Raw genomic sequence first — 10,700 nt, forward strand, 5'->3', positions numbered from 1 at the left:
GAGGCCGCATCAGGCCGCCTCCAGCAGCCCGGGCAGCAGCGCGGCCTCCGCGTCCTCGGCGGCCAGCGGGTCGCGCGGGAGGACGCGGTGGCGCAGCACCATGGCGGCCAGCGCGGCGCGGTGCGCGTCGGCGGTGCGCGCCGCCTCCCAGTTCATCACCACCGCGCTCGCGACGTGATAGAGCGCGGCGGCCGCGCTGCGCGCCAGCGCCTCATCGCCCTGGGCGCGCTCCAGCAGCGCGGCGGCGCGCGCGAAGCAGGGGGCGGCGTGCTCGAGCGGGGCCTCGGCCAGACGCTCCTGCACCAGCGAGTCCAGCGCCGCGAGCCCGCCTTCGCGCCGGGCGGCGCGCAGCACATCGAGCGCCACGATGTTGCTCGTGCCCTCCCAGATGCTGCCGAGATGGCTGTCGCGCAGCAGCTTCGGCTCCGGCCACTCCTCGATGTAGCCGCAGCCGCCGCGCACCTCCATCGCATCGCCCGCCACGGCGCGCGCGTCGCGGCAGGCGCGGTATTTGAGCAGCGGGGTGAGGATGCGCAGCAGCGGCCGGGCCGCCTCCTCGCCCGCATCGGCGCGGCGCAGCGCCTCGGCGGTGGTGAAGACCATGCTGCGCGCCTGCTCCGCCCGCATCAGCATCTTGGCGAGCTGGCGGCGCATCAGCGGCATCTCGATCAGCCGCCGGCCGAAGGCGATGCGGTGCCGCGCCACGTGCAGCGCCTCGTGCACGCAGCGGCGCATCATCCCCGCCGCGCGCACGCCGTTGGACAGGCGCGAGTTGTTCACCATGTCCGCCATCTGCTTGAAGCCGGCCTCGGGGTCGCCGATCAGCCAGGCCGTCGCGCCTTCGAGCCGCACCTCGCCGCTCGCCATGCTGCGCGTGCCGAGCTTCTCCTTCAGCCGCACGATGCGGTAGCGGTTGGGCGTTCCGTCCGGCAGGGTGCGCGCCAGCAGGAACAGCCCCACCCCCTTCAGCCCCGCCGCCGCGCCCTCGATGCGCGCGAGCACGAGGGCGAGCTCCGCATCCGCGTTCGAGCAGAACCACTTGTCGCCGGAGAGCGCCCATGTGCCGTCCGGGTTGGGGCGGGCGGCGACGGCGGTGGCCGCGATGTCGCTGCCCGCGCCCTGTTCGGTCATGAACATCGCACCCTGGTGCAGCGCGTCGAGGTCCTGGCTGGTCAGCAGCGGCAGGTAGCGCTCCACCAGCGCCTTCGGCCCGTAGCGGCGCAGGGTGCGCGCCAGGCTGTCCGTCATCGAGACGGGGCAGAGCAGGCCGAACTCCGCCTGGGCGAAGAGGAAGGTCAGCGCGTATTTCGCGGCCGGCGGCAGCGGCGCGGGCCAGCCGAAGACGCCGGGGCGGTGGCTCATGGCGGCGAGGCCGAACTCGGAGAAGGCGAGGCGCTCCATCTCGCGATAGGCGGGGTGGTAGGCGATGGATTGCGCGTCCTCGCCCCGGCGGGTGCGGTGGATCAGCTCGGGCCCGTTGCGGTCTGCGGTCATCGCGAGCGCATCGAGCGCCCCGCCCGCGAGCGCGCCCAGCCGGTCGAGCTGCGGTTCCAGCACCGCGCGCAGATCCTCCGGCAGGTAGAGGGGCAGCAGCCGCGCGAAGGCCGGGTCGGCGCGCCAGAGATTGGCGCCCGCGGCGTCGGGCACCGCCTCGGGGCCGGTCGGCGCGGAAAGGGGACGGATGTGCATGGGGCGGCCTCCGCGAAGACTGTGTGGGGGCGCCGGCGTGGCGTCGCGCCCCGCTGGAAAAGCTAGCGCGGGCGGGTGGGCCGGGAAATCGGCGAAGCGCGCCCCCGCTCAGCGCACCAGCGCGGTGGCGAGCGGCGGGATGGCGGCGATGGCGATGAGTGCCGCGCCCATCACCGCGAAATAGGGCAGGGCGCCGGCGAACACCGTCTCGATGCCCACGCGCGGATCGTTCAGCGTCGTCTTCACCGTGAAGACCGAGATGCCGAAGGGCGGCGTCAGCAGCCCCATCTCCACCGCGATGATGACGAGGATGCCGAAATGGATCAGGTCGAAGCCCATGGCCTGGGCGATGGGCGCGCCGATCGGCACCATGATGAGCAGGATGGAGGTGCTGTCGAGGATCATCCCCAGCAGCAGCACGATCGCGATGAAGGCTGCGAGGAAGCCGTAGGGCCCGAGGCCGAGATGCTCCACCATCTCGCCGATCGCCTGCGGCACGCCCGCCATGGCGAGCATCCGCGAGTAAAGCCCCGCGGCGATCAGCAGGAACAGGATGGCGGCGGAGACGAGGCCCGTCTCGCGCAGCACGCGCCAGAACTTCGGCCCATCGAGGCGGCGGCGCAGCAGGGCGATGACGAGCGCCCCGGCCGCGCCCACCGCCCCCGCCTCGGTGGGCGTGAAGAAGCCCGAATAGAGCCCGCCCAGGATGAGCGCGACGAGGCAGAGGATGGGCACGGATTTCGCCGCCATCTCGCCGGCGGGCATGGCGCGCTCCTCGGCCGCGGGCGCGCGCGCCGCGGTCATGATCTGCGCGGGGAAGAAGGCCGCGCGCACCCAGATCATCAGCGCGAAGCCGAGCGCGATGATGAGGCCCGGGATGATGCCCGCGACGAACATGGCGCCGATCGAGACCTCGGCCAGCACGCCATAGACGATCATCAGCAGCGAGGGCGGGATGAGCATGCCGAGGATGCTGCTTCCCGCCACCGTGCCGGCGGCGAAGCGCATGGTGTAGCCGTGGCGCACCATCTCCGGCACCGCGACCTTCGTGAACACCGCGGCCGAGGCGATGGAGACGCCGGTGACGGCGGCGAACACCGCATTCGCGCCGACGGTGGCCATGCCCAGCCCGCCGCGCACGCGTCTCAGCAAGGCCTGCGCCACCTCGAAGGTGTCGCGCCCCACGTCGGAGACGCTGACCAGCAGCCCCATCAGCACGAAGAGCGGAATGGTGGCGAAGAGATAGTCCTGGATGCCCGAATAGGTCGCCATCGCCGCGAAGCGGAAGGCGAGGTCCGGGTTGTCCCGGATCAGCCAGACGCCGATGGCGCCGGTGCCGATCAGCGTGATGCCGATGGGCAGGCCCACCAGGATCAGGGCCACCATCGCCCCGATCAGCGCGAAGCCGAGCGTCACGTCCTCCATCGTCTCAGCCCCGCGCCGGACGGAACATCTGCCACAGAGCGCGCAGCAGCAGTGTGGCATAGGCCAGCGCCCCCGCCGCCCCGCCCAGCACGATCAGCGCGCGGAAGGGCCAGGTGGGCACGGTGAACAGGCCCTGCACGCCGAAGAACTCGCGCCGGTCGATGGCGTTCCACATGCCGGGCCAGGCCGCCTGAGCGACGAAGGCCATGACCACCGCGCCGATGACCAGGAACACCGCCTCCAGCGAGAGACCAAGCCGCGGCAGGGCGCGGCGCAGCCGCTCGATCAGGAAATCGGCCCGCGTCATGCGGTGCTGGTAGATGGTCGCGCCGATCTGCAGGAACACGATGCCCACGACGGAATGGGCGGCGATCTCGGCGACGCCGGTGATGGGCGCGTTGAGGAAGGAGCGCCCGATCACGTCGGCGCAGATCAGCAGCATCAGCCCGAAGGTCCAGATGGTGCCGATCGCGGCCAGCGCGTCGAGCAGCAGGCGCACCGGGTCGAACCCCTGGGGCGCGGCGGGTGCGGCGTCGAGCGCCGCCATGTTCACGTCATCGGCCATGGCGGCGCCCCATGCGCGGCGTTACGAGGTCAGCTCGCGGTCCCAGTCGCGGCCGGGGGTGAGGCCGGCAGCGCGGATCGCGGAGAAATAGGCGTTCAGAACGTCCCGCGCCGCGGGGCCGGAGCTGTCGGCCCAGGTGCGCGCGAGGTTGGGCAGGCCGCGGATCCAGCGCTCGCGCTCGGAGGCCGCCATGGTGGTGATGACGGCGCCCTGGCGCGCCATCTCGGCCTCGGCCGTCGAGACGCGGGCCGAGACGTCGGCGATGTGCGCCGCGGTCGCGGCCTTGCCGGCATGCACGCAGGCGCGGCGCACCACCTCCGGCCAGCGCTGGAAGCGCTGGAGATTGGCCGCGATTCCGCCCACATACATCGCGCCCACGTCGCATTTGCAGATGAAGCGCGCCACCTCGTGCACGCGGGTGGGCAGGATGCCGACGAAGAAGGAGAGCGCGCCCTCGCTCACGCCGGTCTGGATGTCGGTGTAGTAGGTGGTCAGCGCGCCATCCACCGGCGTGGCGCCGGTGCCCTGCAGCCAGTTGGCGCTGGTGCCGGGGGCGGAAATCTTCCGGTTGCGCAGATCGTCCAGCGTGCGGACGGGGAAGTTCGACCAGATGTGGTAGGTGTCGGTGATGTAGGAGGAGAGCGGGACCATGTTGAGCCCGTTCCAGTTCTGCCGCAGCGCCGGGATGGTCTCGTTCATCCGGTCGAAGGCGTTGGCGATCACGCCATGGTCGCCGGTGGCGAAGGGCGTGAAGTAGGTGACGTTCTGGAGCGGCATGGTGCTGCCTTCCCAGAGCGTGCCGACATAGCCGATGTCGGTGATGTTGTCGCGCACCGCCTCCATCGTGTCCTGGAAGCGGTAGAGCGTGCCGCCATAGGCCTCGCGCCAGTTGATGCGGTGCGTGTTGCCGTTGTCGCGGAGGAACTTGTCCACCTCCGGCTGGAACACGTTCTTCATCATCGCCACCCAGAAATTCGCCACCGGGTGCGAGGAGGCGATGGTGACGTTGAGCGCGGACTGCGCGCGGGCGTGGTAGCTGAACAGCGGCAGCGCGGCCGCGCCGGCCAGAAGGCTGCGACGATGGGTGTGCATGGTTCCGTCCTCCCTGTGTCCAGACTCTAGGCGTCCGTTCAGATCCTGCCCAGCGCCTTGAGGATGCGCGCCGGCGTGAAGGGCTGCTCCGTCACGCGCGCGCCCAAGGGGCGCAGCGCGTCGTTGATGGCGTTCATCAGTGCGGCCGGGGCGCCGGCGGTGCCGGCCTCGCCCGCGCCCTTGGCGCCGAGCAGGCTCTCGCGCGTCGGCGTCTCGACATGGCCCACATGGATGTCCGGCATCTCGGCCGACATGGGCACGAGGTAGTCCGCCAGCGTGGTGGTGAGCAGGTTGCCCTCGGCGTCATAGACGCAATGCTCGTAGAGCGCCCCGCCCAGGCCCTGCACGATGCCGCCGCGCACCTGCTCGTCCACCAGCAGCGGGTTGATCACGCGGCCGCAATCCTCGACGCACCAGTGTTCCAGCACCTTCACCATGCCCGTCTCCACATCCACCTCGGCCCAGCAGGCCTGGATGCCGTTGGTGAAGGCGAAGGGGTATTCCTTGGTGATGAAGTGGCGCGTCTGCACCAGCTCGCGCGGGAGATCCCTGGGCAGCGTGTCGCCGCGGAAATAGACGATGCGGCCGAGCTCCGCGAGGGAGAGGCGCGGCGTGCCGCTCGCGCGGTCCACCACCTCGCCCATCACCACGTCCAGCGTCTCGGGCTTCGCCTGGAGCATCGCACCCGCCACCTCCAGGATTTGCGCGCGCAGGGCGAGGGCGGATTGCAGCGCCGCCTCGCCGCCGATGCCCGCCCCGCGGCAGGCCCAGGTGCCGCCGCCATAGGGGGTGTTCTGCGTGTCGCCGGTGATGACCTTCACGCGCTCCACCGGCACGCCCACGCCATGGGCGGCGATCTGCGCGAGGATGGCCTCCGTGCCCTGGCCCTGCTCCGTCACGCCCGAGGCGATGGTGATGCTGCCGTCGGGGTCCATGCGCACCGTCGCGCCATCCTGCGCGGAGATGCGCGCCCCGCCGATGCCGTACATGAAGGGCGAGGGGTTGGTGAGCTCGATGAAGCTCGCGAAGCCGAGGCCGCGATACACGCCCCTGGCGCGCTGCGCGGCCTGGTCGGCGCGGATCTTCTCCACCGGCACCATCTCGAGCAGCTTGTCGAGCGAGGCGTGGTGCGACAGCCCCTCGAAGCGCATGCCCGAGGGCGAGGTGCGCGGATAGGCGTCGTCCCTGATGAGGTTGATCCGCCGGAAGGCGATGGGGTCCATGCCCAGCGCCTCGGCCGCCATGTCCACCAGCCCCTCGGTGACGGCGGTGGCGATGGGGTGGCCCACGGCGCGATACTGGCAGGTGGGCGCCTTGTTCTGCAGAACGACGGTGGTGGTGCAGCGGTAGTTCACGAAGTCGTAGGGCCCGCCGCAGAGGTTCACCACCTGGTTGCCCTCGATGGCCGAGGTGCGCGGATAGACCGAATAAGGCCCGATGCCCGTCAGGTCGTCCACGTCGAAGCCGAGAATCTTCCCCTGCGCGTCCACCGCGATGCGCGCCTTGATGCGGTGGTCGCGGGCGTGGATGTCGCTGGTGAAGGACTCGAAGCGGTCGGCCACGAACTTCACCGGCCGGCCCATGATCCGCGCCATGGCGGCCACCGCCACCTCGTCCGGATAGACATGGACCTTGATGCCGAAGCTGCCGCCCACATCCTTGCAGATCACGCGCACATCGCTCTCGCGCAGGCGCAGATGCTTGGCGAAAACGCCCTGCATCATGTGCGGCGCCTGGGTGGACTGATGGACGGTGAGGGTGCCGTCGGCGCGGTTGTAGTCGGCGATGATGGAGCGCGGCTCCAGCGTCACGCCGGTGTGGCGGGCGGTGACGAAGGTCGCTTCCACCACCTTGTGCGCGGCGGCGAAGGCGGCCTCCACGTCGCCGGCCGTCGCGGTGCGGGTGAAGACGAGGTTGTCGCCGAGCTCGGGATGGATCACCACCGCGCCGGGGGCGAGGGCGGTTTCCATGTCCGTCTGCGCGGGCAGGGGTTCCCACTCCACGCGCAGCGCGGCCACGCCGTCCTCGGCCGCCGCGCGGCTTTCCGCGACGACGGCCACCACCGGCTCGCCCTGCCAGGTCGCGCGCTCCAGAGGCAGCGGGTGCTGGGGGGCGGATTTCATGCCCTTCAGGTGGTCGAGCACCGCCACCCAGGGGTCGCAGACCTCGGCGATGTCCCGCCCGGTGAAGACGCGCACCACGCCAGGGGTGGCGAGCGCCGCCGCCGTCTCGATCGAGAGGATGCGCGCATGGGCGTGCGGGCTGCGCAGGAAGGCCGCGTGCAGCATGCGCGGCAGAACCACGTCGTCCGTATAGGTCGCGCGGCCCTGGACGAGCTTCGGCACATTGGGCCGCGGCACGGAGCGGCCGATGTAGGAGTTCGGCAGATCCTCGCGCGAGAGGCCGATGGAGGCGGGGGTGATCTCGTTCATCGGCCGGCCTCCTGCCTGCGCTGCGCGAGCGTCGCCTCCACCGCGTCCACGATGGCCTGGTAGCCGGTGCAGCGGCAGTAGTTGCCCGAGAGATGCTCGCGGATTTCGGCGCGGCTCGCCTGCGGGTGATGGCGCAGGATGTCGGCGGCCGTCATCACCATGCCGGGCGTGCAGAAGCCGCATTGCGCGGCGTTGCGCGCGACGAACTCGGCCTGCAGGTCCGCGACCTCGCCGCTGTCGGAGAGGCCCTCGATGGTCGTCACCTCCGCCCCGTCCAGCGAGGCGGCGAGCACGAGGCAGCCGCGCACGATCTCGCCGTCCACGCGCACCGTGCAGGCGCCGCACACGCCGTGCTCGCAGCCCGCATGGCTGCCGGTGAGGCCGAGATCGAGCCTGAGGAAGTCGATCAGGTGCCGGCGCGGCTCGACATGGCGCGTCACGCGCTCGCCGTTCACCGTCAGCGTGATGGGGATCATGCCGCCATCTCCTTCGCGGGGAGGAACTGCGTCAGCGCGCGGCGCAGCAGAACGCGGGCCAGGTGGCGCTTCATCTCGGGCGGGCCATGCAGGTCGGCCGGCGGGTCGAGGTCATCGCCCAGCGCCTCGGCGGCCGCGGCGATGGCCTGGGCGTCCAGCACCCGGCCGGCCAGCGCCACATTGGCCCGGTTGGCGAGCACCGGGCGGTCGCCCACGCCGAAGAAGGCGAGGCGCGGCGCGGCAACGCGGCCCGTCGCATCGAGCTCCAGCGCCGCGGCGATGCCGGCCATCGCATAGTCGCCCGAACGCCGCGCCACCTCCAGGATGGCGGTGCGCTGCGCGGGGCTGGCGGGCGCGACCTCCACCGCGGCGATGATCTCGCCGGGTTCGAGCAGGGTGGAGAGAAGCCCGGTGAAGAAGCCCTCCGCCTTCACGCGCCGCTCGCCGCGCGCGGAGAGCAGGTGCAGCGTGGCGTCCAGCGCCACCGCGCAGGCGGGCAGCTCGGCGGCCGGGTCGGCGTAGGCGAGGCTGCCGCCGATGGTGCCGCGATTGCGGATGGCCGGGTGCGCGATGTGCGGCGCGGCGGCGGCGAAGAGCGGCGCGTGCCGCGCCACCAGCGGATCGCGCGCGAGCTCCGCATGGCGCGTCAGCGCGCCGATGCGCAGCGCCCCGCCCGCGAGCGAGACGCCGCGCAGCTCGGGGATGCGGGTGATGTCCACCAGCACCCCGGGTTCGGAGAGGCGGAAGGCGAGGGTGGCGAGCAGCGTCTGCCCGCCCGCGAGCACCTGCGCCGCCGCGCCATGGGTGCGCTGCGCTTCCCACAGATCATCGAGCGAGCGCGCGCGGATGTAGCCGATGGCGGGCCACTTCATGGACGTCTCTCTCCGCTTCCGGCGCCGTTGGGGGCGCTTGTTGATCGTTTGATCAACGAAGGGCAGAGTGCTGTCAAGTCGGGAGGCGATGGTCTTGGACGGCGGCGCGGCGCCGCGCGGTCGCCGGCTGGATGCCGGGGCGCGGCGCGAGCAGATCCTGGAGGCGGCGGTGGCCTGCATCGCCGAGCGCGGCTTCGGCGCGACGACGCGCGAGCTCGCGCAGCGCGCGGGCGTGACCCAGGCGCTGCTCTACCAGTATTTCGAGAGCAAGCAGGCGCTGGCCGAGGCGGTCTATGAGCGCATCTATCTCGGCCGGCTCGATCCGCGCTGGATGCGCGAGATCCGCGACCGCGCCGTGCCGGTGGAGAAACGGCTGGAGGCCTTCTACCGCCGCTACACGGCCGCCATCTTCACCTACGAGTGGATGCGCATCTTCATGTGGGCGGGCCTGGCGGGCGAGGGGCTGAACCGCCGCTACCTCGGCACGGTGGAGGCGCGGCTGCTGCGCCCGCTCGCCGAGGAGATCGCCGCCGATGGCCGCTTCGGCGCGCCGGAGCTGGAGGCGATGTGGGCCCTGCACGGCAGCCTCGTCTACATCGGCATCCGCCGCTTCATCTACGACCTGCCCACGCCGGAGGATCCCGGCCCCGCGGTCGCCGCCGGGGTGCGCCGCTTCCTCGACGGGCTGCGCGCCGAGGCCCGGCGCGCGCGGCGGCGGGAGTTGCGATAGCGCCTGCCGCGGCGCAGCATGGCGCGCCCCTCCCCGCCACGGAGACTGCGATGCCCCGCCTCGTCACCCTCGCCGCCGCGCAGCTCGGCCCCATCCAGAAATCCGAGGGGCGCGAGGTGGCGGTGGAGCGCATGCTGCGCCTGATGGAACGCGCGCACCGCCGCGGCGCCGAGGTGGTGGTGTTCCCCGAACTCGCGCTGACCACCTTCTTCCCGCGCTGGTACGAGGAGGACATCGCCGCGGCCGATCACTGGTTCGAGACGGCCATGCCCTCCAACGCCACCGCCCCGCTCTTCGAGGCGGCGCGGCGCTACGGCATCGGCTTCCATCTCGGCTATGCGGAGAAGACGCCCGAGGGGCGGCGCTTCAACACCGCGATCTACGTGCATCCCTCGGGCGAGATCGTCCTGAAGTACCGCAAGGTGCACCTGCCCGGGCACCGCGACTTCGACCCGGTGCGCCACGTGCAGCATCTGGAGAAGCGCTATTTCGAGGTGGGCGACCTCGGCTTTCCCGTGGTGCGCGCGCCGCTCGGGCGCGAGCGCGCGAACATCGGCCTGATGATCTGCAACGACCGCCGCTGGCCGGAGGCCTGGCGCGTGATGGGGCTGCAGCAGGTGGAGGTGGTGATGCTCGGCTACAACACGCCGAGCCTGAACATGGACAACAAGGGCTTCGAGGCGCACCACCTGCGTGTGGAGCACAGCCACCTCTCCATCCGCGCCGGCTGCTACCAGAACGCCTGCTTCGGCGTCGCCACCGCGAAGGCCGGCACGGAGGACGGGCACGAGCTGTTCGGCCATTCCATCATCGTCAATCCGCAGGGGGAGATCATGGCGCAGGCCACCTCCTGGGGCGACGAGCTCGTCACCGCCGACTGCGACCTCGACATGTGCCGGCTCGGGCGCACCACCATCTTCAATTTCGCCGCGCACCGCCGGCCCGAGGCCTATGGCCGCATCACCGCCCAGGTGGGCAGCGAGCCGCCGCCCGAGTGGCATCCCTCTCATACCAGCGGCCGCTGATTTCGACTTCTGAAGCGGCGGTGCGGCCGCTGGTATGCCTTTGTTTTGGCGCGCAGCCGCCCGCCGACCCGGCCTGCGCGATACGAATGGCATGAAATGCCGCGCGTATCAGTTACCCACCGGCGGTCCCGACCCGCCGTGGATGAAACTGTGGCACTATGGTTTGGCTGGTGGCGAGGTCGGCATGGTCATGGTGCGCCAGAGCCCGCGTATCAGTTGGACCCGGAAGGCCCCGAGCACCCTCGCTTGCGCCAAGGGCGGCGACGCCTGGGAGCGCGCTGTCTAGACTTCCCTTCTTGGGCCTTCTCCACCGGTCTTGGCAGAGGAGGAGAGAGCGATGGAAGTGCTGCATCCCCGCTGTGCGGGGCTTGATGTTCACAAGGACAGCGTGACG

Annotated in this window: 9 protein-coding genes; 2 read left to right on the forward strand and 7 right to left on the reverse strand. The window is 71.4% G+C overall.

All coding sequences use genetic code 11. The features are described 5' to 3' along the window. Positions 1 to 9: 9 nt before the first annotated feature. The 7 genes from H596_RS0115890 to H596_RS0115920 form a co-directional block, all read right to left on the reverse strand. Complete coding sequence (locus H596_RS0115890) at positions 10 to 1,689, reverse strand: acyl-CoA dehydrogenase family protein (RefSeq protein ID WP_051213237.1); 1,680 nt, start codon at positions 1,687 to 1,689, stop codon at positions 10 to 12. 108 nt (positions 1,690 to 1,797) lie between these two features. Continuing rightward, complete coding sequence (locus H596_RS0115895; RefSeq protein ID WP_027285724.1) at positions 1,798 to 3,114, reverse strand: TRAP transporter large permease; 1,317 nt, start codon at positions 3,112 to 3,114, stop codon at positions 1,798 to 1,800. A gap of 4 nt (positions 3,115 to 3,118) precedes the next feature. Further along, entirely contained in the window at positions 3,119 to 3,679 is a 561-nt protein-coding gene (locus H596_RS0115900; protein ID WP_027285725.1) for a TRAP transporter small permease subunit, read from the reverse strand. Positions 3,680 to 3,700: 21 nt separating this feature from the next. Next, the gene (locus H596_RS0115905; protein ID WP_027285726.1) at positions 3,701 to 4,771 is read right to left on the reverse strand and encodes a C4-dicarboxylate TRAP transporter substrate-binding protein; all 1,071 of its coding nucleotides are present in this window, start codon (positions 4,769 to 4,771) and stop codon (positions 3,701 to 3,703) included. 38 nt (positions 4,772 to 4,809) lie between these two features. Then, positions 4,810 to 7,203 carry a xanthine dehydrogenase family protein molybdopterin-binding subunit gene (locus H596_RS0115910; RefSeq protein WP_037301768.1) on the reverse strand — a complete coding sequence of 798 codons (2,394 nt, stop codon included), beginning with the start codon at positions 7,201 to 7,203 and terminating at the stop codon, positions 4,810 to 4,812. Further along, the gene (locus H596_RS0115915; RefSeq protein WP_027285728.1) at positions 7,200 to 7,679 is read right to left on the reverse strand and encodes a (2Fe-2S)-binding protein; all 480 of its coding nucleotides are present in this window, start codon (positions 7,677 to 7,679) and stop codon (positions 7,200 to 7,202) included. Before H596_RS0115915 ends, H596_RS0115910 begins: the two co-directional genes overlap by 4 nt. Beyond that, positions 7,676 to 8,551: an FAD binding domain-containing protein gene (locus tag H596_RS0115920; RefSeq protein ID WP_027285729.1), complete on the reverse strand. Its 876-nt coding sequence runs from the start codon at positions 8,549 to 8,551 to the stop codon at positions 7,676 to 7,678. Before H596_RS0115920 ends, H596_RS0115915 begins: the two co-directional genes overlap by 4 nt. Before the next feature lie 94 nt (positions 8,552 to 8,645). On the opposite strand from H596_RS0115920, the gene H596_RS21995 reads away from it, so the two are divergent. Both H596_RS21995 and H596_RS0115930 read left to right on the forward strand, forming a co-directional pair. Then, entirely contained in the window at positions 8,646 to 9,281 is a 636-nt protein-coding gene (locus tag H596_RS21995; protein ID WP_211225302.1) for a TetR/AcrR family transcriptional regulator, read from the forward strand. Between the two features lie 50 nt (positions 9,282 to 9,331). Next, positions 9,332 to 10,306 carry an N-carbamoyl-D-amino-acid hydrolase gene (locus H596_RS0115930; protein ID WP_027285730.1) on the forward strand — a complete coding sequence of 325 codons (975 nt, stop codon included), beginning with the start codon at positions 9,332 to 9,334 and terminating at the stop codon, positions 10,304 to 10,306. Positions 10,307 to 10,700: the final 394 nt, after the last annotated feature.

The sequence above is a fragment of the Rubritepida flocculans DSM 14296 genome (assembly GCF_000425365.1).
GTDB lineage: Bacteria > Pseudomonadota > Alphaproteobacteria > Acetobacterales > Acetobacteraceae > Roseococcus > Roseococcus flocculans.